Annotated in this window: 28 protein-coding genes and 4 pseudogenes; 17 read left to right on the top strand and 15 right to left on the bottom strand. The window is 57.5% G+C overall.

Annotated features, from left to right (window positions below; translation table 11 throughout):
- Positions 1–44 precede the first annotated feature (44 nt).
- On the top strand, positions 45–248 hold the full coding sequence (locus J2X76_RS11035) for a hypothetical protein (RefSeq protein WP_132408640.1): 204 nt from the start codon (positions 45–47) through the stop codon (positions 246–248).
- Between the two features lie 381 nt (positions 249–629).
- Entirely contained in the window at positions 630–884 is a 255-nt protein-coding gene (locus J2X76_RS11030; protein ID WP_113286221.1) for a DUF6894 family protein, read from the top strand.
- Between the two features lie 11 nt (positions 885–895).
- Here the strand turns inward: J2X76_RS11030 and J2X76_RS11025 are convergent, their stop codons facing one another.
- Entirely contained in the window at positions 896–1,183 is a 288-nt protein-coding gene (locus J2X76_RS11025) for a hypothetical protein (RefSeq protein ID WP_310215875.1), read from the bottom strand.
- 623 nt (positions 1,184–1,806) lie between these two features.
- On the opposite strand from J2X76_RS11025, the gene J2X76_RS31610 reads away from it, so the two are divergent.
- Positions 1,807–2,217: a DUF982 domain-containing protein gene (locus J2X76_RS31610; RefSeq protein ID WP_113286224.1), complete on the top strand. Its 411-nt coding sequence runs from the start codon at positions 1,807–1,809 to the stop codon at positions 2,215–2,217.
- A 70-nt stretch (positions 2,218–2,287) separates the two neighbouring features.
- On the opposite strand, the pseudogene J2X76_RS11015 reads toward J2X76_RS31610, so the two are convergent.
- The 3 genes and pseudogenes from J2X76_RS11015 to J2X76_RS11005 all read right to left on the bottom strand — a co-directional run.
- A pseudogene (locus tag J2X76_RS11015) lies at positions 2,288–3,407 on the bottom strand (ISNCY family transposase); the annotation flags it as partial.
- Positions 3,408–3,662: 255 nt separating this feature from the next.
- Positions 3,663–3,770, bottom strand: a pseudogene (locus J2X76_RS11010) (DUF1488 family protein); the annotation flags it as partial.
- A complete protein-coding gene (locus J2X76_RS11005; protein WP_113286226.1) occupies positions 3,770–4,057 on the bottom strand; it encodes a hypothetical protein in 288 nt (95 codons plus the stop codon). The pseudogene J2X76_RS11010 and the gene J2X76_RS11005, both read right to left, overlap by 1 nt.
- Positions 4,058–4,377: 320 nt before the next feature.
- Here J2X76_RS11005 and J2X76_RS11000 point away from each other — a divergent pair, with 320 nt between their 5' ends.
- Positions 4,378–5,517: a glycosyltransferase family 4 protein gene (locus J2X76_RS11000; protein ID WP_113286227.1), complete on the top strand. Its 1,140-nt coding sequence runs from the start codon at positions 4,378–4,380 to the stop codon at positions 5,515–5,517.
- A gap of 8 nt (positions 5,518–5,525) precedes the next feature.
- Positions 5,526–7,712: an amylo-alpha-1,6-glucosidase gene (locus J2X76_RS10995; protein ID WP_113286228.1), complete on the top strand. Its 2,187-nt coding sequence runs from the start codon at positions 5,526–5,528 to the stop codon at positions 7,710–7,712.
- A gap of 240 nt (positions 7,713–7,952) precedes the next feature.
- On the opposite strand, the gene J2X76_RS10990 is transcribed toward J2X76_RS10995, so the two are convergent.
- Both J2X76_RS10990 and J2X76_RS10985 read right to left on the bottom strand, forming a co-directional pair.
- Positions 7,953–8,219: a DUF982 domain-containing protein gene (locus J2X76_RS10990; RefSeq protein ID WP_105381551.1), complete on the bottom strand. Its 267-nt coding sequence runs from the start codon at positions 8,217–8,219 to the stop codon at positions 7,953–7,955.
- A gap of 1,227 nt (positions 8,220–9,446) precedes the next feature.
- Entirely contained in the window at positions 9,447–10,106 is a 660-nt protein-coding gene (locus J2X76_RS10985) for a substrate binding domain-containing protein (RefSeq protein ID WP_310215866.1), read from the bottom strand.
- Positions 10,107–10,115: 9 nt separating this feature from the next.
- On the opposite strand from J2X76_RS10985, the pseudogene J2X76_RS10980 reads away from it, so the two are divergent.
- Both J2X76_RS10980 and J2X76_RS10975 read left to right on the top strand, forming a co-directional pair.
- Positions 10,116–10,454: pseudogene (locus tag J2X76_RS10980) on the top strand (hypothetical protein); the annotation flags it as partial.
- A gap of 12 nt (positions 10,455–10,466) precedes the next feature.
- Positions 10,467–11,453 carry an NAD(P)H-quinone oxidoreductase gene (locus J2X76_RS10975; protein ID WP_113286229.1) on the top strand — a complete coding sequence of 329 codons (987 nt, stop codon included), beginning with the start codon at positions 10,467–10,469 and terminating at the stop codon, positions 11,451–11,453.
- Positions 11,454–11,607: 154 nt separating this feature from the next.
- On the opposite strand, the gene J2X76_RS10970 is transcribed toward J2X76_RS10975, so the two are convergent.
- The gene (locus J2X76_RS10970; RefSeq protein WP_113286230.1) at positions 11,608–12,159 is read right to left on the bottom strand and encodes a recombinase family protein; all 552 of its coding nucleotides are present in this window, start codon (positions 12,157–12,159) and stop codon (positions 11,608–11,610) included.
- A gap of 137 nt (positions 12,160–12,296) precedes the next feature.
- Positions 12,297–12,563: a DUF982 domain-containing protein gene (locus J2X76_RS10965; RefSeq protein WP_162736525.1), complete on the bottom strand. Its 267-nt coding sequence runs from the start codon at positions 12,561–12,563 to the stop codon at positions 12,297–12,299.
- Positions 12,564–12,962: 399 nt separating this feature from the next.
- Here J2X76_RS10965 and groES point away from each other — a divergent pair, with 399 nt between their 5' ends.
- The 5 genes and pseudogenes from groES to J2X76_RS10940 all read left to right on the top strand — a co-directional run.
- The gene (gene groES / locus J2X76_RS10960; RefSeq protein WP_113128648.1) at positions 12,963–13,259 is read left to right on the top strand and encodes a co-chaperone GroES; all 297 of its coding nucleotides are present in this window, start codon (positions 12,963–12,965) and stop codon (positions 13,257–13,259) included.
- A 65-nt stretch (positions 13,260–13,324) separates the two neighbouring features.
- Positions 13,325–14,950: a chaperonin GroEL gene (groL, locus tag J2X76_RS10955; RefSeq protein ID WP_113319071.1), complete on the top strand. Its 1,626-nt coding sequence runs from the start codon at positions 13,325–13,327 to the stop codon at positions 14,948–14,950.
- Positions 14,951–15,215: 265 nt separating this feature from the next.
- Positions 15,216–16,124, top strand: a complete 909-nt coding sequence (locus J2X76_RS10950; RefSeq protein ID WP_113128646.1) for a beta-1,6-N-acetylglucosaminyltransferase — start codon at positions 15,216–15,218, stop codon at positions 16,122–16,124.
- Between the two features lie 13 nt (positions 16,125–16,137).
- The gene (locus tag J2X76_RS10945) at positions 16,138–16,401 is read left to right on the top strand and encodes a hypothetical protein (protein WP_113286740.1); all 264 of its coding nucleotides are present in this window, start codon (positions 16,138–16,140) and stop codon (positions 16,399–16,401) included.
- Between the two features lie 40 nt (positions 16,402–16,441).
- A pseudogene (locus J2X76_RS10940) lies at positions 16,442–16,552 on the top strand (transposase domain-containing protein); the annotation flags it as partial.
- A 191-nt stretch (positions 16,553–16,743) separates the two neighbouring features.
- On the opposite strand, the gene J2X76_RS10935 reads toward J2X76_RS10940, so the two are convergent.
- Positions 16,744–17,121 (bottom strand): VOC family protein, encoded by a 378-nt coding sequence (locus tag J2X76_RS10935; RefSeq protein ID WP_113286736.1) that lies wholly within the window; start codon positions 17,119–17,121, stop codon positions 16,744–16,746.
- Positions 17,122–17,374: 253 nt separating this feature from the next.
- Here J2X76_RS10935 and J2X76_RS31605 point away from each other — a divergent pair, with 253 nt between their 5' ends.
- Positions 17,375–17,593, top strand: a complete 219-nt coding sequence (locus tag J2X76_RS31605; protein WP_405030022.1) for a DUF982 domain-containing protein — start codon at positions 17,375–17,377, stop codon at positions 17,591–17,593.
- Between the two features lie 84 nt (positions 17,594–17,677).
- On the opposite strand, the gene J2X76_RS10930 is transcribed toward J2X76_RS31605, so the two are convergent.
- The 3 genes from J2X76_RS10930 to J2X76_RS10920 all read right to left on the bottom strand — a co-directional run bounded on the left by J2X76_RS10930 (position 17,678) and on the right by J2X76_RS10920 (position 19,261).
- Complete coding sequence (locus tag J2X76_RS10930) at positions 17,678–18,322, bottom strand: hypothetical protein (protein ID WP_113286734.1); 645 nt, start codon at positions 18,320–18,322, stop codon at positions 17,678–17,680.
- Positions 18,315–18,668 (bottom strand): hypothetical protein, encoded by a 354-nt coding sequence (locus tag J2X76_RS10925; RefSeq protein ID WP_113286733.1) that lies wholly within the window; start codon positions 18,666–18,668, stop codon positions 18,315–18,317. Before J2X76_RS10925 ends, J2X76_RS10930 begins: the two co-directional genes overlap by 8 nt.
- A gap of 74 nt (positions 18,669–18,742) precedes the next feature.
- Positions 18,743–19,261 (bottom strand): DUF805 domain-containing protein, encoded by a 519-nt coding sequence (locus J2X76_RS10920; RefSeq protein WP_113286732.1) that lies wholly within the window; start codon positions 19,259–19,261, stop codon positions 18,743–18,745.
- A gap of 138 nt (positions 19,262–19,399) precedes the next feature.
- On the opposite strand from J2X76_RS10920, the gene J2X76_RS10915 reads away from it, so the two are divergent.
- The gene (locus J2X76_RS10915; protein WP_113286739.1) at positions 19,400–19,666 is read left to right on the top strand and encodes a helix-turn-helix domain-containing protein; all 267 of its coding nucleotides are present in this window, start codon (positions 19,400–19,402) and stop codon (positions 19,664–19,666) included.
- Positions 19,667–19,725: 59 nt separating this feature from the next.
- On the opposite strand, the gene J2X76_RS10910 is transcribed toward J2X76_RS10915, so the two are convergent.
- Together J2X76_RS10910 and J2X76_RS10905 are read right to left on the bottom strand one after the other, a co-directional pair.
- Positions 19,726–20,127, bottom strand: coding sequence for a DUF3768 domain-containing protein (locus J2X76_RS10910; protein ID WP_310215850.1), 402 nt, complete (start codon positions 20,125–20,127; stop codon positions 19,726–19,728).
- 7 nt (positions 20,128–20,134) lie between these two features.
- Positions 20,135–20,683: a hypothetical protein gene (locus J2X76_RS10905; protein WP_113319072.1), complete on the bottom strand. Its 549-nt coding sequence runs from the start codon at positions 20,681–20,683 to the stop codon at positions 20,135–20,137.
- On the opposite strand from J2X76_RS10905, the gene J2X76_RS10900 reads away from it, so the two are divergent.
- Complete coding sequence (locus J2X76_RS10900; RefSeq protein ID WP_113319073.1) at positions 20,682–20,900, top strand: hypothetical protein; 219 nt, start codon at positions 20,682–20,684, stop codon at positions 20,898–20,900. The genes J2X76_RS10905 and J2X76_RS10900 overlap by 2 nt on opposite strands.
- Positions 20,901–21,491: 591 nt before the next feature.
- Here the strand turns inward: J2X76_RS10900 and J2X76_RS10895 are convergent.
- The gene (locus J2X76_RS10895) at positions 21,492–21,938 is read right to left on the bottom strand and encodes a hypothetical protein (RefSeq protein ID WP_113286730.1); all 447 of its coding nucleotides are present in this window, start codon (positions 21,936–21,938) and stop codon (positions 21,492–21,494) included.
- Positions 21,939–22,154: 216 nt separating this feature from the next.
- Between J2X76_RS10895 and J2X76_RS10890 the strand changes: the two genes are divergently transcribed.
- Entirely contained in the window at positions 22,155–22,421 is a 267-nt protein-coding gene (locus tag J2X76_RS10890; RefSeq protein WP_310215846.1) for a hypothetical protein, read from the top strand.
- Between the two features lie 59 nt (positions 22,422–22,480).
- Positions 22,481–23,407 carry a site-specific integrase gene (locus J2X76_RS10885; protein WP_310215844.1) on the top strand — a complete coding sequence of 309 codons (927 nt, stop codon included), beginning with the start codon at positions 22,481–22,483 and terminating at the stop codon, positions 23,405–23,407.
- The last annotated feature ends 20 nt before the right edge of the window (positions 23,408–23,427 follow it).

The following is a 23,427-nucleotide window of genomic DNA, read 5'->3' as shown; positions in this document are numbered from 1 at the left end:
ACACAACGACCATCTTGGCCATTGCCATCCTTCATGAGGTTAGCATGGCCGACGAAACAATGAGGTATGCGGTTCGTCAGGAACTCGATCTCGGCTGGACGGTTTACGACGTCTTTACCGGTGGGCCGGCAATGCCTTCCACCTATTGCCTTACAAATCTCTCCGAGAGTCAGGCCGACATGTACTGCACGGTGATCAACGCGAGAGATATCGCCCGTCGACAGCGCGTGGGGTTCCCGTTTCCGTGATGGTGTTGCAAAGCAGGAAGGGATAAGGGGCGCTATCGTGCTTTTACCCGTTGGAGCTATTGACGCCCAACCCCACAGGTGACCCGATGAATATCCGACAGACTGTTTGAAGGCCCGGGCGGGAAAAACGCCTGGGTCTTCTCTTTGCTCACCATTTGTGACTCGGGCGAGCAGGCGCGAAGCACATTTGCTGCAAATAATTGATTATTCTCTGAGACATTGACTGCGGGTTCAGTGACATGGCCCAAGCGACGTCGCTGGCCTCCGATTTCTCTGGACATGGCGGTCAGCAAGGCGCAGCCTGTTTTTAGCGATGACAGTTGCCCCGGGCGCCGTCGCGTGAGCACACAGCTTCCGCCCATACCAGGTCGGAGGTGGCCCATGCCAAGATACTTCTTTCACACAAAAGACGGCAGAATGGCCGTTGATCATGGGGGCCTCGTGCTCGGCAGCGAGGACGAGGCGCGTATTGAAGCCATGCAGGGCGCGAGTGAGATGTTGATTGATAACGACATGAGCCTCTGGTTGGGAAACACGTGGGTCATGACAGTGGTTGATGAAGAGGGCACCGTTCTCTTTAACCTGAACTTCTCGATCGACCGACCGAAACGTCCAGAGTTGGCCTCGCTTCAGTGAAGTGTCCCACGCTAGTCTGGTTCAGTGTTCGAGGGGAAACGGTTCAAGATAGTGCGGCTCATTTTTTCCCCAAGCCATTGATCTGCGAGTCGTGTGTTCTTGCTATCCCAGTCACTCAAAGCCGCTACGAAAAAAGAGGCGTTGTTTGGGGCGGCGAGGGAAATGTTTGTCGTCAATTCCTTGGCGGTGCCCTCGAAATCCACAAACACAAGAGGACCCGCTGAGGTTATATCAAAGTGCTCCCCGAGTTGCCGTTTGACGTGGGCGGACTCTGCACTCAGGTCGGTGGTCAGCGACAATAGGAAAATCATAGGCTTGTTCTCGCGTTGTATAGAACAACGCATCACCTCCGTTATCGGCCCAAACTATTTTGGTGTCTTGACACCCGCTCGGTGGTTAGGGCGGTGGTCCGCCTTCGACACCACCTGGTTGTCATGAAGACAAATCCGCGCAAGCCTTGCCAGACACTTGACTTACGCCACGACCACAATGGGTGGCAGTGGACGGAATGAGGCGGTCCGCCTCGCTCCGCGCGCTATAGGATTTGGATCGGTTACTTTCATCTTTGTTGTTGCTATATCCAGGCAATGAGCGCGTTATGGAATGGGAGGCGCCAAGTCTCCTAAGGAGAATGCAATGTTCACCCAATGGAAAACCCGGGTCCGCGACTTGCTGAGCGCTCGGTATTCGCTTCTTCGGGCTCAAAGGTCAGAAAGCCAAGGCTACTAAGGCTCTTAAAGAGCAGGCCTCTAAGCAACCCTATCAAAATCCCGGGAAGGATAAAATCCACCCCGGCGACGACGCCGCAGTTCGAGCGTCTACTGAGCCCCAGGAAGTGCAACCGGCTCATCGGTAGCACCGTCTCGGCCGAGCGGTGCCCCAGCCGATCGTTTACCAGAAACGGGGAAGTGGCAGGATCATCATGTCCATAAACGATAGTTGTTCCATCACAAGGAGCCTCATCCGCTCGTATTCCCGAATACGTCGGACTCGGACCTCTGCCCGTCGAAGCGAAGCCGGTCGCGAGATTTTTGGTGATCTTTCGAGGAGTGAATATCCCTTGAATACCGTAATCAGGATCGCATTTACCGCCCGCTGGAGAAGTCCAGTGCACGTTGGGGGCGCCGACTTGCTTGACAGAGCCATCATAGGCCCCAGCGATGCTCTTCGATACATGCATGAGCACTTCCATCACAAATCGGGGCCGCTTTACTGGAGCGCATTTAATCTCTGTCACAGCGCGATCCGCGGCGAGGTGCGTATCGAACAAGCCCGCCCCCATTTCGTTGCAGCCTGTGCTGAGGAAGATGCCCGCCATCACCTCCACCATTAGAATCTCTCCTCTTGCCGCATGTGGACGTGGCTTTCATAGTCAGTCAGATACTCAGCCAAGGTGGTGAGGCCGCGCTTCTTGTGAAGGCCATGTCGCGGATGCCGCGGGCTTTGGCTCCGCTCAGATTTTCGCGGCTGGCATAGCCGCCGTCGGCCGCCGCCTGACGCGGCGGTTCGCCGTAAAAGGCAATGTGGCGTTCCAGCATCGGCAGCAAGCGCTCGCTGTCGGTCGGGTTGCCGGCTTCGATGACGAGGTCGAGGATTAGTCCGCTTCTGCCGTTGGTGAGATTGAGTTTGTGGCCGTAGTCGACGTCGCGGCTGCCCTTGACGATGATGTCGGCATGCGGCTCGAACAGGCTCACCAGCTTCTCGCCGGCCGGAACCGGATCCCCGGCCAGGACCCGCCGTTCGGTCTGGGCGATGATCCGCTCGATCAGCGGCGGTAGTGGCGGAGTTGGGCCTGCCACAGTTCGCCGGCCGAGCCTGCCGTCAGCGGCAACTGTTCACTGGCCTGCTGCAGAGAACTCAGGGTCGTGCGCGTGATCTTGAGCAGTTCGCGGTAGTGCTTGATCCGTTTGGGGCGGCAGCGGATATATTCGATCGCCCGAGCCCGCTCCTTTGCCGCGCGGCGATGGTCGTGCCATGGAATGGTGCTACCCAGTGCCTCGGTTTGCTGCAACAGCCGCACCGTCACCCGGACAGCGTCCCATAACAGGCTGCTACCGCTCGGTTCATGGATCAGTGCGGCAGTAACGGTGCTGTCCACGCGCATGACCTTGCCACTTTCCAGCTTCTCCTGCCGGTTGCTCGCCAGCAGCACCCCGTTGATCTCTTCAAAGGTTTGCGCCCGGATCGCGCTGATCGTCTTGTGCAAAACCGACTTCTTCGGGTTCCAGCCCCACGGCAGCCGGGCAACTCCCGGAACGAGGCGGAGTCTTCGAGGTGGAAGGCCAGTTCCTGGTAACTCAACTGGTGATGCTGCTTGAGCAGCGCGCCGCGCAGCACAGCCTCGGCTGGTGGCCCCTCGCGGCCGGTCTGTCTGAGACCATGCCGGCGCAGGTCCCGCGCCACCAGCCCGAGCAAATCGCCATGCTCATCCAGCCATTCCGACATCTCCTTCAGTTCACGACCGATCTCGTGTTCGGCGAAAAGATCAAATATGCTGGCTTGGACGGTGCGTTCTTGGCACATTGTCGGTTCCGGCGGTTACGGGTTTGTCTTTAGAATCAGTAGCTTGATCTAATGTATACTGAAACCGCCGGGCTTTGCCCGCGCAGATATCGCGATTCGTCCAATAACTTCAGCAGTTTACCGCTTATGGACGGGCACTAGCTCGATCGATTTGTGGATTACAGCCCGTTGGCGCTGATAATGCTCGCCACCTGGTCCGCGACCGTATCCATGGCCGGCTGTATTAAACGTTGTGCTGGTAAAGGTTCCAGCAGTAGCAAGCACGTAAAACCTCACCTCGAACATACCGTCATGGCCGAGGAACCGAATGCGTGCATGGGCTTCGTCGTAGCTTCTGGCGGAGTTCGGAAAGGAGAGAGCCATCACTGGCCTCCTTCGTCCTGCCACCTTTTCAACCCTTCGGTCATGGGTAAACCATCACCTGCTGACCGCTCTGGATGGGAGCGTTGTTTTCTTCGAATAGCGAGGAGCAGACTTTCCCGCGTCCGGTTCCCGTTGTGGAATTCCGTTTGGAGAAAGTCCGACGCGGCGCGTTTAGCGTCTGAACTCTTCTGTGCGTCGAGACCTCTGAAGCCTTCGGTTCTCAGCACGTCCCTGATCATTGCAAGATCAGCAGGATCAAGTTCTTCTCGGTTGGCAATGGAAGACATGACGTCCTCCTTCGTTGGGGCACAAGCTTGGTAGCCCGCAACAGCAGCGCCCGTAAGACGAGCTGCTATCTCTATACAATTCGTGCTACCTGATCTTCTTTACAAGTGGCGCGGCTGCCACGTGGCAAAATCGTTGCGCGTTAAGAGCTGAGCGGGCCACGCCTCGTTAATGAACGAACGGACCTAGCCAAACCCGTTGGCTGCTCCATATACCGTTCTTCGCTGTTCTTGTGCACTAGCAACGCCCTCGTGAGCGGATGCCGGCGGTCCCTACGACAATTCGTGCTGGACTGACGCTTGGCGCAACAGAGATCAATCAAATGCGTATCGCGCAAGTCGCACCCCTGGCGGAATCCGTTCCGCCGAAACTCTATGGCGGCACCGAACGCGTCGTCTCCTGGCTCACAGAAGAACTCGTCCAGCAGGGTCACGATGTCACGCTCTTTGCCAGCGGGGATTCCGAAACTTCCGCTGAACTCGTGCGAGCAGTCTCCGAGGGACTGAGGTTAGGGGGCATACGCGATCACACTGCGAGCCTCCTCGTCATGCTGGAAGAGGTTCGGCGGCAGGCTTCCTCGTTCGACGTCATCCATTTCCACGTCGATTTGCTTCAGTTTCCAGCGTTCCGAAATTCTCCGGCACAGTGCCTGACCACGTTGCACGGGAGACTGGATCTACCGGATTTTCATCCCGTGTATCGTGCATTCACGGAGATGCCGCTCGTCTCGATCTCCAGGAACCAGCGCCTGCCGCTTCCCAATGCCAATTGGCAGGCCAACATCCAGCATGGCCTTCCCCCAGGTCCCGCGCCTTTTGAAGTGGCGAAGCGGGATTATCTTGCATTTCTGGGACGCGTTGCCCCGGAGAAACGGCCGGATCGGGCAATTGAGATTGCAAAGCGAACCGGTATTCCGCTGAAGATGGCCGCGAAGATTGACCCCGCTGACCAAGACTACTTCGATCATGTCATTCGACCACAGCTCGATCATCCCTTGATCGAGTTCGTCGGCGAGATTGGTGACCACGAGAAACGAGACTTCCTCGGGAATGCGATCGCGCTCCTGTTTCCCATTGATTGGCCCGAACCATTCGGCTTGGTCATGATCGAGGCCATGAAGGAAGGAACACCGACGATCGCTTGGCGTCGCGGCTCGGTCCCGGAGGTTATCGACGAGGGCGTAACTGGATTCACTGTCGAATCCATCGAGGAGGCAGTTGAGGCAGTCGGTAAGGCTGCGGATCTTGACCGGCGGGCGGTCCGGCAGCGGTTCGAAGAACGGTTCACCGCTGCACGCATGGCTCGCGACTACGTTGCCGAATACGGCCGTCTGGCAGAAACGTCGGCGATGATGGTGCCGCACCACCGTCGCAACGCAAATAATTCCCTATTGCCCTTGGATCCTGTCGTTGCTGCGGCAAAGGTTTCCGGCGGCGGCGCTGGGGCAGCCTTGCCCAATTAAAGGTCCGTATGATGATGCTTGATTCTGATCCGATCATCGATGATGCCGGGAGCTTCGACACCGTTCGGTATGATCTGGAAGTAGACACTTCTCTTGTGGGTCGCCCACTTCAAAACCTCAAGGATGGAGATGCGTTCGCTGTCTTAAACAGCCATGGCGACATTGCCGGGAGCAATTCGGTGGAAGGCCTGTTTTACCGTGACACACGGTACCTGTCTAAGCTCGAACTGCGTGTTCAGGGGCGAAAGCTCCTACTGCTTAATTCGTCCAATCATGACGACAAAGCAGCGCTTTCTGTCGATCTTACCAATCCCGAGGTCGATCATGATGCTGAGACCTTGCCCCGCGAGACCATCTTCTTCGAGCGTACGAAGTTTCTCCATCACGGGGTCTGTTACGAACGCCTCAGTGTCCGAAACTTCTCGACGACTGAACGCCGGTTGACCATCGACTACACCTTCCACGCCGATTTCCGCGACCTTTTCGAAGTTCGCGGGATGAAGCGGGAGGTGCGGGGGCAGGAGAGCTCTAAGCTCGTCGCTCCAGACAAGGTGGAATTTCGCTATGGCGGCCTTGATGACGTGGAACGTTGCACCTCGATCGCCTTCACACCTGTTCCGAAAAATCTCGAGTCACACCGAGCGACCCTGGAGGTAACGATCGCGCCGGGGGAAAAGACATCGATCTTCGTGACGGTTGCCTGCGAGGAAGGCGGGCCCGCTGTCGTGATGGATTTCTTCCGCGCCTACCGCGAGAGCCGCCGCGCCAGACGCAAACAGACGCGGCACATTGCTACCGTGCGGAGCTCAAGCGATCTGTTCAACGAAGTAGCGTGTCGAGCCACCTCCGACGTCTACATGCTGACCACCTCGACCCGCTTCGGTGCTTATCCATACGCGGGAATTCCTTGGTTCAGTACGATCTTCGGGCGCGATGGGATCTTCACTGCGATGTTCATGCTGTGGATGGACCCGTCGATTGCGCGGGGTGTATTGCGAACGCTGGCGGCAATGCAAGCCCAGCAGACTGATCCTAATGCCGATGCGCAGCCGGGCAAGATTCTCCACGAGATGCGTCACGGTGAAATGGCCAATCTTGGCGAAGTTCCATTCGGTCGCTACTACGGAAGTGTCGATTCGACGCCGCTGTTCGTCATGCTGGCGGGGATGTATCTCGACGCCACAGGCGACCTGGACACCGTTTCTGAGATCTGGCCAAACATCCTTGCTGCGCTGCGCTGGATTGATGACCGTGGCGACCGGGACGGCGATGGCTATGTGGAGTATCAGGCAGAAAGCAGCGGCAGCCTGAAGAACCAAGGCTGGAAGGACTCCCACGACTCCATCTTCCACCAAGACGGTACGGACGCGGTAGGGCCGATCGCCTTGTGCGAGGTTCAGGGATATGTATTCGCGGCAAAGCGTTCTGCGGCACGTATGGCTGAGCGCCTTGGGCATCGCCAACTTGCAACTGATCTGACAAGGGCCGCTGAAGACCTGCGCCACCGTTTCGAAGCAGATTTCTGGGATGAAGAACTCGGCACCTACGCCCTGGCCCTAGATGGGAAGAAGCGACCGTGCCGCGTGCGGAGCTCCAATGCGGGGCATGCCTTGTTCACCGGCATTGCCGCGCCGGAAAGGGCTAAGCGTGTCGCGGCAACACTTCTCAGCAAGGAAGGGTTCAGCGGCTGGGGCATCCGGACACTTGCGCAGGGCGAGGCCCGGTTTAACCCCATGTCCTATCATAACGGTTCCGTTTGGCCCCACGACAACGCCGCAATCGCAATCGGCTTCGCCCGCTACAATCTCAAGCATGAGGCAGCGCGCGTGTTCGAAGGTCTGCTTGATGCTGCAAAACAGCAGGAGATGCGGCGCCTGCCGGAACTCTTTTGCGGCTTCATTCGGCGCCCCGGTCGCGGGCCGACGCCTTATCCAGTCGCGTGCTCACCGCAGGCTTGGGCGGCTTCTGCCGTGTTTGGCGTTCTGGGAGCCTGCCTTGGCCTTGAGCAGGCTCATTCCGAGAATGAATTCCGGGTCCGCAACCCGATCATGCCTGCATTCCTGGATGAGATCGTCTTGCGCAATGTGCGGCTCGGTTCATCGCAAGCGGACTTTCGTATGCATCGCTATGGAGATGATGTGTCCACGAATGTTCTGGATCGGAAAGGGAACGCGAAGATCCTTGTTGTGAAGTGAACCATTGGTCGTCGAGGGAGTGGATGCGGCCGTAACCTCTCTGACTGTCCACCCTCGGCCGTTCGGAAGTGGCAGCAGGCCACAGCCCCTTAGCTGAGGACTGCGTCCCAGTGCAGAACCGCCTAGACTAAGGGGAACACTTCTAACGTCGCATTGACCTCTGCGCGCTCCACCTAGCCTCGCCGTGCTATCCACGAAGCGTCGGCTTCGTGCATCACAGGCACTGACCGTTATGCATCCCTAAGGATGCACCCGCACCATATATTCGGCGTAAGCAACGATGAAACGGGTACGGGCATCCTCTATATCGCCGCGGCCAAGCAGTGCCGAGATACATGCTCCGACTGCCGTCCAGTAGGCTTGGCCCGACCGCATTTCCAGTTCCTCTTGCAGGTACTTCAACGCTACTCGCGGCCCAAGGATAAGCTTGTCGTTGATGGGACCATCTCTTACGCTGACCGGGAACTCCCATTCGGCGCGAAAATCAACGTTGATCACCGTTAGCATCGACTACCCCTTTTGAGACAAGAGGCACCGCGTCAGTCTTCAAAAGCGTACGGTTAAACGGTGGCCATGCGTTCAGTGGAGGCTTCTCCCTAGCATTATGCTTCCCATTCACGATGGCGCAGCAAATACGCGCCTCGCGGTTTGATAGACCTCCGACCGACCACCCCAACGCGATTTCTGGTTCGCTCCTGTAGGTATCGTAGACAGTCCAGGAGCTATTTGCTTCCTGCCTCATTTCGTACCGGCATAGGTGTGAGGCGTTGTCATCTTGGGTCGTCGTGCACGATGGATTACTCATCCCTGACACCATTCGCGACCGAACCGATCTGGGTGTCACGGCGCTCACTGAGAGAAACGCTGGCGTGCGCGACCCCTCCTGGAGTGGGACCAGTGCCCCATAAATGGTTCTGGAGCCTGCGGATCAAGTAGCTCGCATGGCTTCGCCGGGTAAGTGCAGTTTCGTTGAGAGCGGTCTCGTCGGCGACACGCCGAAGTAGATGCGCGAGGGCAGCCGCTTTCGATGACCCTGCTTCTGGTGCTTCGGAAGACATGTCTGTCCTTCTTCGCTTGGGGCACGGGCTGTGTCGCTCGCAACGGTAGTGCCCTGAAGGAAGCCTACCGATAAAACACCATGCGCTCATTCGGCGACATTGCAAGGAAATCTTTGACACAGCCCAACGCTCACGCTGTCAGCAGCCTCTAAGGGCAGAAGCCAAACGAGGTTAAGCTCTTCAAAAGGTGGTGCACGAACCAATTCGCCCGCGATAAGTTCGGCGCAGTAAGCGGAAATTATTGCCGCTCGACCGTCCAGTTGACTGAAGCCCAAAGCCAGGGCACAAAGGTGGCATCCACGGTCGGTCGCGATGGGAAAACAAAGGGAATTTCAAGGCGTCTTCACTAAGTCATTGAAATTATGAGAGAATCCAGGCCTCCCCGGCAAGCCACTTTAGACCGATTTTCTGATTCAAATTGGCGACCATCTTCCGCACTAAAAAGTGACGTCTTCTCAATAACTTGGTCAATCTCGGCCGCAGTTCTTTAAGCTATCCGTAGTGTTCGAAAACGGCCAGGAAAATTGGCTGGGGACCTGCGAACAATGCCTGCAATGGAAGCGCAAAGTGACCGAGGGAAACGAGACACATAGGCTCCTCACCGCACAGGCCATCCGCTGGCGACTGCCGCGTGGGCCGAGAAACTCGGTTCGGTTGGCCTTCCCTTTTTCGCCTCTCAACTCCAGAATGGTGGGGTGCCGACGTGAACCTTCAGTGCCTGCGTGAATGCCTTGACTTTCGCGTGTGGCGCCGAAAGGGCGCGCAGGAGGTAGATGCCCGATGGCCTCTCATTCCACCTTTCGCCCGATATCGGAAGCCTTACAAGATCGCCTGACTTGACGGAAGGTCCCGATGCCCAGCTCGGGAGAAACGCAATACCCATCCCAGCCAATGCTGCCCCATTCAGCGCCTCAAAATCGTCCGATCGGAAGACAACCTGCTCACAGGCCTCGCCTGTCGGCGCGCCGAGAATGGCAGACCATCCAAGAAGATCGTTGCCGTGGAGCTTGTCGAGAAGGCGATGATTGCGAAGCGCGGCCTCAGTTTCCGGAACGCCGTGCTGTTCAAGATAGGCAGGACTTGCCACGAGTATGCGATCCTGTGGTGCCAACTTGGTTGCGATCAGTGTGCTATCCGGTAGCTCCCCCATTCTCACCACCAAATCAAGGCGCTCCGCCACCGGATCCGCCAGCCGTTCGGTCAGATCCAACTCGACATCCAAGGCTGGATATTGCCTTGAAAGCGATGCCAGAACAGGAATGACGTAACGTTTTCCGAAGGTCGGGAAGCAAGCGAGCCGCAGTGTACCACTGACCTCGCTGTCGAAAGCTGCCACCTCGGCATGCGTATCGGCTCGGGCCTCGTGGTGCAGCACTATGTCGCCGAAGTAGCCGAACCAACCTACTGCCGGATGAACTCTATCTCGGATGTCTTCACGGCCAATGGCAGAACCCAGGTCAATGTCGTCTGGGAACTCTCTGCTGAGAAGACCGACGACCGCAGGACGCGCTACACCAACAAGGTCACGGCCCATCCTACCGACGCGTTCATAAGCTTTATTCAAGTGCATGGGGTCACTTATGAAGATGCTGCAGCAGCCCGTCAGGCCGCGGGCGGAGACCATAACCGCCGCGAAACTCCGCTCTTTGCAGCCAGCATCGCCCGGCGTGCGCTTTCGAAGTAGGAGGCAATTGCGATGAAAGCGATTGTCTTCGATGACTTCGGAACCGCCGATGTTCTGCGCCTTGCAGACGTCCCGATGCCGGAAATGCGCCCAGACGATCTCCTGGTGAAGGTGATGGCAGCAGGCGTCAACCGCGCTGACCTTCTTCAACGCGAAGGTGTCTATGGATCTCAGACTTATGGCGATAGCAGCATTCTCGGCCTTGAGATCGCGGGCGATGTGGTGGCCGTCGGAAATGCAGTCCGCGGCTTTGCCGTTGGCGACCGTGTCATGGGGATTGTCGGCGGTGGCGCCTATGCCCAGTATGCGCGTCTCGATAGCGGCATGGCGGCTGTCATTCCGTCCTGCATGTCCTTCACCGACGCAGCCGCCGTCATGGAAAGCTTCGTGACAGCCTGGGAAGCGCTGGCAAATCTTGGACGGATCGCGAAAGGCGAGACGGTTCTCGTCCATGCTGCCGCAGGCGGTATCGGATCCGCTGCGGTCCAGCTTGCAAAGTCACAAGGGACGACGGTGCTCGCCACCGCGTCCGGCAACAACATCGAAAATGTGCTGGCCCTGGGTGCGGATGCCGTCTGCGACTACAGGCAGGTCGATTTTGAGGCTGAGATCGTTGACGTGACCGCCTCACGCGGTGTGGACCTGATCATCGACTTTGCCGGCGGGTCCTATCTGGCCCGCAATATCAGAAGACTGGCACCTGGCGGTCGGCTTGTCCAGGTCGGGCTGTTGGGGCGTGATGACAATGCCATCATTCCCCTCGGCATCGTACTTCACAACCACCTTCAACTGCTGGGCACCGTTATGAAATCCAGATCTCGCGCCGAGAAAAGAGCAATGATCCAGCGCTTCAGGGGCCAGGTTCTGCCCATGATCGGCAACGCACTTCAGCCCGTCCTTGGCGCGCGCTACCCGCTCTCGGCTGCGTCGGAGGCCCATCGTCGAATAGAGGCTGGTGGAGTGTTCGGCAAAATCGTTCTCTGCGATTTTCGTGAGTGAAGTCGGAAGAGGACGTTTCTGCGCAAGAAGGGACAAGGGTGGCGACCACCTCATCACATAGTGGCCCCAAGTTGATGATGTGTCGCCGCAAGCGCGTCTGCTTTTGGGAGCGTGGTACGGTGACTTCTATGACCGACATGGAGGCGCAAATCGGTCATGCGGTGCGCGCATTTAGCACGCGATAAACTTGCATTCGCGAGCAGCCGATTTCCTTGGCGATCTTAGTTACGCCAATACCCAAAGCCGAAAGGTGGCGAATTTTCTCATGATCGATCCGAACCTTTCCGCCCTTGTACTGCCCTGTTGACCTGGCCCGTTCAATACCCTCACGCTGCCTCTCCTTAATGAAACGGCGCTCCATCTGCGCCACCATGCCTAGAACGGTCAGCACCAGGTGCCCCATTTCGCCACGCGTCGTTACATGTGGGTCCAGCACGGTCACGAAGGCGCCACGCTGCTCGCACTCATAAATGATATTGAGCACATCCCGGGTATCGCGGCCTAAGCGATCAAGGCGCGAAACGACAAGCTCGTCGCCGGGCCGCAGAAACTCGATGACCGTGGCCAGCTCACCTCGTCCCTCTCGACTTGCTCCCGATATTTTCTCCGCTCGGACTATCTCGCAGCCTTCGGCCTTCAACCTGGTATATTGAATATCCAAGTCCTGGTCGGTCGTACTGACGCGTGCGTAACCAATGCGGGCCATATGTCACCTCAAGCTTTAGGCTCAAGGCTACTGTGTCACAAATAGTCGATGTCAACCCGGATGTGACGGCGCCAGGCACGACCGCGTGACGGCACACCACCGTATACCCCGGCGTTACCAGCTAAAACCCGGCGCCCTTATGCAAGAACATATGCCTCAATGGCTGCGGCTATAAACGCTTCGCGAGCTATCGAGCTCGAACGACTATGGAAGAGCGCAGCCTCACACGCTTGCTTCGCGGCCAGATAGTGTTTGTCGCGCTCATGCGGCCAACGTCTTTCAAGGAGTTCCAGCGCGTCCGCAGCATTCTCGATCAATTCGGACGAACCGTATCCGATCCGCACAACAACGGGCGTGCTCCATCGAACGCCCGGTTTGTAGGTCGTCAGTCGCTTCCATGCCATGGCGTTTCTCCTCCCGGCGCACGGCCGGAGATAACACCACGCGCTTTTTCCCATCAATTAGCAACACAATCGGAAGGTTGGCGAGACGGTCGGCGTTCGCCTAGGACGTTTCCCAAAGTGGGGCGTCCCAGGACCCTACCGACTTTGCGAGCCAGCCCACTCTCATCTGGTCGGCGACTGGTCGCGCCATCGTTTTGCGGTCGCGCGTCCCAACTCCAATGACCAAGCGCGCCAAAACACCCGATAGTCTAATATGTGGGCAGGAGCCGGGTGGTGCGTCAGTTCGGCCGCTGCGAGCGCCACCAAAGCGCGAATGACGCTGGCACTCTCGGCGAAAGACTGCTAAGTTGAATTATCGGGACTGGCCATTCGGCCGCGATCCCGTTGAGGAACCCCAAAATGATTAATACCATTTTCCGGCCGTTGCACGACCGCGTCGTCGTGCGCCGTATCGAGGCTGAAGCCAAGACCAAGGGCGGAATCATCATTCCGGATACAGCCAAGGAAAAGCCGCAGGAAGGCGAAATCGTCGCCGTCGGAGCCGGCGCGCGCGATGAGAGCGGCAAGCTTGTGCCTCTCGATGTCAAGGCGGGCGACCGCATTCTTTTCGGCAAATGGTCCGGCACCGAGATCAAGTTCAACGGTGAAGACCTGCTGATCATGAAGGAAGCTGATGTCATGGGCGTTATCGCCTGATCATCAGTCGCTTCTTCTATTTCTTCTCATGACGACCATTGGGCGATCAGCCCGGGAGTTTTCCCATGTCTGCCAAACAAATCAAATTCGGCCGTGATGCACGCGAAAAGCTGCTGCGCGGCGTCGATATTCTCGCTGACGCCGTGAAGGTCACACTCGGCCCCAAGGGCCGCAACGTCGTGATCGACAAGTCCTATGGGGCGCCGCGCATCACTAAGGACGGCGTCGCTGTGGCCAAGGAAATCGAACTGGACGACAAGTTCGAGAACATGGGCGCCCAGATGGTCCGCGAAGTCGCTTCGAAGACCAACGACGTCGCAGGCGACGGCACCACAACCGCGACCGTTCTCGCCCAAGCCATCGTTCGCGAAGGCGGCAAGGCCGTTGCTGCCGGCATGAACCCGATGGACCTGAAGCGCGGCATCGATCTCGCCGTTACCGCGGTCGTCAAGGACCTGCTGGCCAAGGCCAAGAAGATCAACACATCGGAAGAGATCGCTCAGGTGGGCACCATCTCTGCCAATGGCGAGAAGGAAATAGGCCAATACATCGCTGACGCGATGCAAAAGGTCGGCAACGAGGGTGTGATCACCGTCGAGGAAGCCAAGACCGCCGAAACCGAACTCGAAGTCGTCGAAGGCATGCAGTTCGACCGTGGCTACCTCAGCCCCTATTTCGTCACCAACGCCGAAAAGATGGTGGCTGAACTGGAAGATGCCTACGTGCTGTTGCACGAGAAGAAGCTTTCCAATCTTCAAGTTATGCTGCCGATCCTCGAAGCTGTCGTCCAGACCGGCAAGCCGCTGCTGATCATTTCCGAAGACGTCGAAGGCGAAGCTCTTGCAACGCTCGTCGTCAACAAGCTGCGTGGCGGCCTCAAGATCGCTGCCGTCAAGGCTCCGGGTTTCGGCGACCGCCGCAAGGCCATGCTTGAGGACCTCGCCATCCTGACCGGCGGCACCGTGATTTCCGAAGACCTCGGCATCAAGCTTGAAAACGTCACGCTTGAAATGCTTGGCCGTGCCAAGAAGGTCTCGATCACCAAGGAAAATACCACCGTCGTCGATGGTGCCGGCACCAAGGCTGATATTGACGGCCGCATTGGTCAGATCAAGGCTCAAATCGAAGAAACCACTTCGGACTACGACCGCGAAAAGCTGCAGGAACGTCTTGCCAAGCTCGCTGGCGGCGTTGCCGTGATCCGCGTCGGCGGTTCGACGGAAGTCGAAGTCAAGGAAAAGAAGGACCGCATCGATGACGCGCTGAACGCAACCCGTGCAGCAGTCGAAGAAGGCATCGTGCCCGGCGGCGGCACGGCCCTGCTGCGCGCCTCTATCGTCCTCGACATCAAGGGCGCAAACGACGACCAGAATGCCGGCGTCAGCATCATTCGCAAGGCCCTGCAGTCGCTGGTTCGCCAGATCGCTGAAAATGCCGGTGACGAAGGCTCCATCGTGGTCGGCAAGATCCTCGAAAGCAACATTGATAATTTCGGTTATAACGCTCAGACCGGCGAGTATGGTGACATGATCGCCATGGGTATCGTCGATCCCGTCAAGGTGGTTCGCACCGCTCTGCAGAACGCTGCCTCGGTTGCAGGCCTACTGGTGACCACAGAAGCCATGATTGCCGATCTGCCGAAGAAGGATGCTGCCGGCGGCGGCATGCCTGACATGGGCGGCATGATGTAGTCTTCCTTCGGGAAGCTCGCAGGTATTTGCGACATAGGGCTCCGACCGATCGGAGCCCTTCATACAGATGAGACGACATAAATATTTATCTGGTGGTACCCTGCGCCTCCAGTTTTACGCGCTTGCGCGCATACTCCCGAACCAAAGAACCTGTCGGCCGATCAGCTTTGCTGTTCGCCGCCCGACGCGATTCTGAAAGGATCGATGCGATGATGTCCTATTTCCTTCCACGCCTTGAAATGCCCGTATCTGGCGGGGTCAACGCATGATTGGCTATTTGATCCTCGTTCACCGCTATCCCGACCAATTCAAGCGCCTGTTCAGGGCGATCTATAACGCCCAGAACCATTACGTCGTGCATGTTGACAAGAACTCGGGGGCCGATCTCGAAACCGAAATCCGGGACTTCCTGCGTCCCTATTCAAACGCGGATATGATCAGAAGCGAGAAGGCCATCTGGGGCGGCTACAGTCTGGTAGATGCAGAGCTGCGCGGCATGGAACGCCTGCTGGAAATGGGTGAGTGGAGCCACTTCATAAACCTCAGCGGCCAAGATTTCCCGCTGCAGCCTCAAAAGCAAATCATGGCGTTTCTCGAGGTCAACGCGGACCGCGAATTCATCAAGGTCCTCAATCAGGATATGGATCGCCCGGACACGATGCATCGCGTCAGCGAATATGTCATAGAACTGGACCAGAGCATCCAGCGGACGGCTCGTTCGCGGCCCTTTCTGACTGATGCCACACCCTATATCGGCAATCAGTGGATGATCGTCACGAGGGCGTTCTGCGAGTTTGTCTGCGGCGACCCGAGCGTGGACCGCTACAAGGTATTTTACGAAAACACGCTGATCGCCGACGAGGGGTTCTTCCAGACGGTGATGATGAATTGCGCGATCGAAAGCGAGATTATCAGCGACGATTTGCGGATGATCGACTGGATTGCCGATGGTGACATCAAGCTGCGTCCCAGAACTTATCAGCACACTGACGCTGCCGACCTCAAAGCAAGCACCAATCTCTTTGCCCGAAAATTCGACCAGACGGTCGATGGCGAGATTCTCGTCGTCCTTGAGCGGCATCTTGCCAAACAGGCCGCCACCCATGTTGACAGGCCGCGCGCCGTACCGGCGAACGCTGCCGTGCCCGTCGCCCTGGAGGGGACCGCGGCGTGAGATGAGGAACACTATGTTGATATTGAACAAACCGCGGCAGGCCGGATCTTATCTCGACAGGGATATCGGCTGCCAGGAAGCTCTTGAGGAGGTCTTTCTGGAATTGGCCAAGGGGCTTAAGCCTGATGACATCACTGACGCGGCCGGCGGCAATCTGGCACCGGTGTTGGCGGGTCTTGCAAAACGCGCCGAAAGCGTCGGCTGGACGCTGGAGGAAGTAGAGGTGGCGATCAGCGAGCTGTCGCAAAACCTGTTGGATAACATGGCCGCTATGTAAATTGAGCTGAGGCTCCCTTTGAGCCGACGGTTCAACATAAACCTGCAAACTCAATGCCGTCGATCCCTTGGCCTATCTGACGAGTACACTCACCGCTATCACCAACGGCCACAAGCAAAGCCGGATTGATGAGCTTCTGCCGTGGAATTAACGGGGCGATTAAACGGCTGAAGGCTATTGTCGGCCTAACGCGGTCATTGGCCGACGCAAAAATCGGCCGCGAAACTGCTACTTTTGCGACAAGAATCCTCACCCTCCTTCGGGGAAAGCGGAGGGGGGTGTACAAGTTAGGAACTTTGCGAAAGCCGGACAGACGCCATTCCGCCCGGCTTCGGGAAAGCCTTAGATCACCTGGCCTACATCGATACGATTCCCGTCCGGGTCCTCGAATACGAAAGCTCGCAGGCCGTAGTCCTTGTCCTGAAGGCTTTTAATGATCCTCGCCCCATGTAGCTTGCAAATAGCGTGAAGCGCATCGACGTCATCCACCATCAGGTGGGCAATATTGAAATCCGCAGCTTTGTGGCCTGGCTGTAGGGTCAAGTGCAATTCACCCTCGTGGCGCTTGAGGATCATGAAGCCGACGGGGTTACCGTTCTCAAAAATCTTCTGGAATCCAAGAACTTTCGTATAAAAATCATGGGACTTGCCCATATCCCTTACGGGGAGCGTGGCGGCAATTCGTCCAAAACGGACACCGTGACCGGCGATATCGTTCATCGCAGAGCCTCTGATTGCAAAGTCGCGATCCCTCTCCAGGCCGTGCTGGTCGATATGACGCGCTTTGTTGTTTGAATCAGCAGGACGGTGCCTACAAAGAATATTTAACTTAGGTCAGCCCGAAGCGAAATAGCGAATCTGCCGCAAGTCTCCCAATTAAAGCGACATTTTTCCTGATTTTTGCAACGTCCCAGAATAGGGCGTTTTGCGGCAGCCGCGTAATGTCCGGTGTCGGCGCATTCTTGCCATCAATGTGGCAGCAGTGATTATCGGGAACGCCTATCGAGCTTTGGTCAATGCGTGGAGAACACACCGCTTACAGTGGAGGCGTATCAGCGACGCTGAAGCGCAGTTCTTTCGGGCCCGCGAAATTTTCCTCGACGTCATGAGTGGTAGCCGCCCAGTCGCCGAGGCGCGGCTCGCATTCCTGCGAGCGGCGGAGGAAGCCGACCTCGATATTAGTGGCAACTGAGTTGCAGGCAACATATCCCGAGGATTATCCGTGCCGAGCGTTCAAACTGAGGAGGGCGCCAAGGACCGAAATAATCGGAGAATGCTACTCTTGCGCAACTGGCGAGGTCTTGTCACCAAGCTTACGGCTGTCGAGCCTGTATAAATCAGCCGCTTTGCCACGAAGGTCGGCTAGGCAACGGTTGAGCTGACCATTGACACGATGCGTTTCCAGCTGACCCATTGGCGGAATGTACCATTCCGGCTCGTTGCCAGCGAATTTAACCCGCATGCTTATGCCGGTGCGGCGTGAATCCAGCATGTAAGACAACGCAGCTTCGAGGCTAAAGGATTTATCCGGACCGATCCTCTTGGGGTCCACCGAGCCTGTCAGGTTACTGCGGCTGTCAGCCGCGAGCTCGAAGCCTAGAGGACCGGCGACGGTGACTAGACTGACCTCCGTCTTCTTGCCGACCGGCAGCTCCCAATTCTTCGAATAGATCTGCAGGCGGGGCTCGATGTAATCGACGCTGGTGAGAACATACATAAAGTTCAGGCCCCTGTTTGGCCATGTTCGAGTTCCGAGCATGCAATAGGGTTTTTCGTCAGGATCAGCTTGGTCCTTCGCGGGAAGGTGCTGCCACACCCCCCACACCTCTCCAACGAAATAGGACAGCTCTTCGCCGCGAGAATTACCTGCTCCCGCCAGCAGGCCAATCAAAGTCAAGGCCGCGGTCGTGATCCTACGCATTGTTCGTCGCCGCCTTTGCCTTGCGGGCCGAACGCCACATGAAAAACGCCCCAACAGCGAGGATCAGGGCGACCACGGCCCAAACGGTCATGTCGCTGAAGCTCACGCTCGCACCGGCCGCGAAAGCCAGCAGCGAGGCCACCGCGAACACAATCATGGCTACCACTGGCAGGCCGAACGAAAATGCTCCGCCGATGAAGTAGAGAAGCCCGACCAGCATGCCGACCGCACCGGCATCGGCCGTGGCTTGCTCACCAAGCATGTGAGAGGCTGTGCCCACGGTGCAGGACTGCAGCAGCACCAGCAGCCCCAAAAACATGGAAATAATTCCGATCGCGATTTTCATTGTTCCTCCAAATTCACGAACTGTTTGAGGTGATGCTGCCCGGCGCGAGGACGGCAAGGCAAGGTTTCGCAGCATCAGCGAACCCCGCCGTTCAAGACCTGGTCTTTCAAGTGTGCGTACTCGGCGTCATCAATCGCGCCAGAGGCGCGCAGCGAGGCGAGCTTCTCGATGCGTTCGACCACCGACCCACCTGCTGGCTGAGACACTGCTGCGGGGGCCGCAGTGGCCGAATGCGGGTGGGGCCGAAGCGGTAAGCCCTGCCGGTTTTGCTCCGACGTTGACCGCATGCAGCCGATGACGATGAAGGCGACGATCCCGACGGGAGGAATGAGGCACAGCAGCACTAGCCAACCGCTCTTGCCGCTGTCGTGAAGGCGCCGGACGGTGATCGCCAGCGACGGGATATAGTGCCCTATCACCACCACGGCAGAGAGCAGCGGCCGCGGCTCGCCGCCTCCACCTATCGCGACGTCGATGATGAAGGTGATCGCCGCCAGCCCGAGGAGGACGAGGTAGTAATACCAAAACTGCGCCACCGTCGATCGACCGGAGAAGTCGAAGTAGTGGCGCATGGCGTTCATATAAGCGGTCATTATGAGTTTCCTTTGGAACGATAGTTGTCGCGTGACAGGCAAGGCACACCGCCCGGTTGGCGCGCGACACAGGTCGAAAGAATATGGGACTGACAGTCCGTCGATTGTCAAGCACTCAGTGTGCCCATGTGGGCCCTCATGGACGCCCGCAAACTCATCGGTTGGAATCTGCGTAAGCTGCGTGTCGAGCGAAGCCTTTCTCAAGAACGGCTTGCGCTTGAGGCGGCAATAGATCGTTCGTACGTGGGCCGCATCGAGCGCGGTGAAGAGAACGTAACGATTTCTGTGCTGGAGGATTTGGCGGCGGCGCTTCAGGTCAATGTCGGAAGCTTCTTCGCAGAAGTTGACCCTGCCGAACCTCGGCCGTCCCCACTTAAGGCCGGCCGGAAGGCGAATGGCACCTGATAAAAAAGAAGCCGCGAATTGATCGCGGCTTCGTGGGTTTATCTCTAGCGGGGAGGGTATCAATATTCGTCCTCCCGCATGATGGTCATGACGCGGCTTGTGACCGAGGCGTCGGCAGGGTCGGGCGACAGGTGCTGGAGATCGGTGTCGTAGTAGTCGAGCTTCCAAACGTAAGCTTCGCCCGCAACCGTCACCCTGCCGAAGTCATGCTCGCCGTGCGGGTCGTTTGCCGGTGTGAAAGTGCTGAATTCCTGAACGGCCCGCAGCACCTGCGTTCGGTCGTGTTCGGGAAGTTCCTGCACCGCCTTGGTCAGCATGACCCGCCCGGTGGTGAAGGTTTGCCGCAGCACGTCGTTCAATTCACGAACACGGCTTCGCCCTGAATGGCTTTCGCTTGTCATCGGTGACGGTATCCCGAGGTGACCCACGTCTATCATCGGCAAGATGGTGATCGTTCCCATCTTCATTTCACGCCGCCGCATGTTTTGGATGTAGCAGGGCGATATCGGCGATGGCCCGGGTGAAGTCGGGCAGCTCCGGCCAACCGCACCAGCGCAGCCGGAAGCGGCCATCAGCAGCCTGTTCAAGGACCGTTGCCTCGAACCAGCCCTCGTCAGGATCGTCTGTGGCCAGCACGAGGTCTCCGACCATCAACTTCGACCAATCCTCCGGCTGGCGCGGTGGCACTTCGCCCTTGCTGGCCTTGGCATAGCCTTCGGCAGCGGCGACTCGTGCAGCTTCAACCCGGGAAGCGGTCGCGGTGACGAACTCCTCGTCGAAGTGCTTAGCTAGCTGATCGTAGACTGTTCGCTTGACGAACGGCACAAACGCCTTGCCGCTTTCGAAGAGCTTGCCTCGCGGCAGCTTCGCGGCAATTTCGGCCAGCTCGACGTTGGTGATGTCGAGGAGTGCCATATCCATCAGGTCGGCGGCGAGGGCTACGGCATCGCCATCCTCTTCATCGAACCAGGAAGCGTGCGCCTTGCCTTGATCATCGAGGCCGACGAGGATGTGCATGGCGGTGGGGGCTTCGGCCGCTGCCGTTGCTGCCTTCGGCGTCACGGCGGGTATTGTCGATATTCCACCGAGTATCGAAACCGGTGGCAGTGAAATCTTCGATGAACGTGTGCTCGAAGGTACGCTTGACGATGTGTGCATTTGCGGTCTCCTGAAAAGCAAAGAGCGCCAAAATGGCGCTCAGTGGGGCATTCGCCGCTATGACCAAATTAGGTGACAATCAGCAACGCACTACAACTTATAAGATATTATTTGGCGTTTGTCAATCAAAGGTAGTTCTCCTGGTTTTTACAATTAGGTAGAAATCCGCAGATGGCCAGCAATTCTCATGACGACTGCGCCTACCGACCGTTCGCTTAGCGCCCTCGGCGAGGCCCCCTCTCGCCCCCATGACCATTGCGGCCCGGTGCGGCTGCAACAAGTCTGGGCAAAGTCAAGTTGGGGAAAACGTCGAAAATGATTCATCCAGATTCCAGTTGCCCTTGAAGCGGAAGGGCCAGACTTCCACATGCGCAGCAGCAGGCAGCACCACTCCTATTTTTAGAGAAAGGTGCGCCATGCCTGCAAAAGACCCCAAAGATTACGCGAGGTTCAAGATCTTCGGCCTGATAGAGGGCGGAGCTGGAGGGCCGTGGGGCTCGCTGCGATCGTTGTCATCGTCGCGATTGCCGCGATCTGGAGCTACCTGCGATAGCGTCGAGGACCCGCAACCGCCGCAACGGGTTAAGGTGATGGAGCAACTAGTCCGAAGGTTGCTTCGAGTGCAAAATTGTCGGAAATCGTAATTGTCACGCCAAAACGCGCGGAATCACACCGACGGAGTGTTTTTCCGAAGGAAACCTTCCATGACTTTGAAAGCCGCAGCCAGTTCGTCAGCGCTTTCATCCAGTTCCTTCAGTTTCTCTTCCGGATTCTCATACTCTCTGAACACCCGAGCTAGTTTGGTCATCGCCCGGACCGAGGTGATCAACTTCATCGATGTAAGGGCAAGTTCCGCTGGCACGTTTTGATGCTGCTTTGATGACTTCGAGGTGCCCGTAAGCTCTCTGGCTGCCTTTTTAGCAACTACAGTCGCCTCAGTGATCGCGTCTTCCAATCTTGGCAGGATACGATCCAGCGCAAGACCAAGTTTGCAAAGGCGTCGCAACGCATCTGCTCTGGTTGCCACTCTGTTGGTGAACCGCCACTCATCCACCTCCAGGAGTTCACGATCTGACATCATGAAGGGAACGCGCTTCTCTCGAGGGTCGGGCATGGGATCTCCTTGGGCTACCAGCACAAGTAAGCCTTGACATGCATTGTGAGAAGTGTAAATACAGCGTCAGTAACGCTACTGGCACAAATGGCGTCAGTTATGTCTGCATCGGAGGCGTCATTGGTGTCGTGTGAGGTGATAGCTGCTGGCGAAATTCGGATGGACAGCCCTTTAAGGTTGGCTGTGGCCGCAAAGCTTGGATTCCCAGACGGCTCGATGACCATCAGCGGCCTTCGTCGCGAAATTGAGAAGGGCAATCTCGCCTCCGAGCGAGTTGCGGGGAAAATTTACACAACGCTTAATGATATCGCCGATATGAGGATGAGATGCCGCGAAAATCAAAGGGAGCGCGGCTTCACTGGCGCAAACCACGCTCTGGTCGACCCGGACAATGGGTCATACTCGACGGAACGACTGAGCGCAGCACGGGCTGCGGCGAGTTCGATCGCGCTCAAGCTGAAGGCGCACTCCAAGCCTATCTAGCGAAAAAGCATCGCCCTGATTGGCGCCAGGGTCATCCGGGGGAGGTTGCAATCGCTGACGTGCTTGCCTTCTATGGACTTCACCGTGCGCCAGAGCTTGCTCATCCGGAATTGGTTGGCTGGCATATCGCAACCTTGCTGGAATACTTTGGCGATAAGATGTGTTCGTTTATTGACGGCACCTCGTGCCGAGCGTACGTCGCGGCGCGAACCGAAGGAAAGGTGGGCAAGCGTGCCGTAAAGCCGGGCACGGCGCGGCGGGAACTCGAATCGCTCGCTTCGGCGCTCAACTTCGCCCATAAGGAGCGAAAGCTAATTTACCCTGTGCCTGTGACCTTTCCGGCGAAATCTCCCGCCCGCGAGCGTTGGCTTAGTCGCTCTGAGGCGGCGATGCTTTTGGCGGGGGCGTTGGGCATTGTTCCGATCGCGGTCGACGTTGAAACAAGAAAGCCGGTCAAATGGGGCAGGATGTTTAAGCCGGCATATCATGTTGCACGGTTCATTCTCCTCGGTCTCTACACCGGCACTCGCCATGAGGCGATCCTTGCCTTGCGCTGGGAGGTAAATTCGGTCGGCGGGTGGGTCGACCTCGATCATGGCATTCTCTATCGGCGAGGGCAGGGGCAGGCAGAAACGAATAAGCGCCGGACACCGGTTCCTATTCCCGACAACCTCATGCCGCATGTCATTCGTTGGCGGCAGATCTCCAACGTCGGGCCGATCGAATACGCGGGCCGCCTGATCAAGAAAGAAAGGCGCGGATGGGGTCGAGCATGCGAGTTGGCGGGTCTCGGTGACGAGGTGACGCCGCATGTGATGAAGCATACGTGCATCACCTGGATGCTTCAGCGGGGTGTTCCGTTTTGGGAGGTGTCGGGCTTCACCGGGACTTCCGAAAAGACGATCCGTGACACCTACGGGCACCATTCACCGCATCACTTGGAAACCGCCAAACGGCGATTTCATGGGCGAAACCTGGGCAAATAAAATAAGGGAGGACAATGGGT

It is taken from the genome of Neorhizobium sp. 2083, assembly GCF_031455615.1.
In the GTDB taxonomy this organism is placed as follows: Bacteria; Pseudomonadota; Alphaproteobacteria; order Rhizobiales; family Rhizobiaceae; genus Neorhizobium.
The sequence above is the reverse complement of the archived record's forward strand: the minus strand, read 5'-3'. Positions and strand labels throughout refer to the sequence as shown.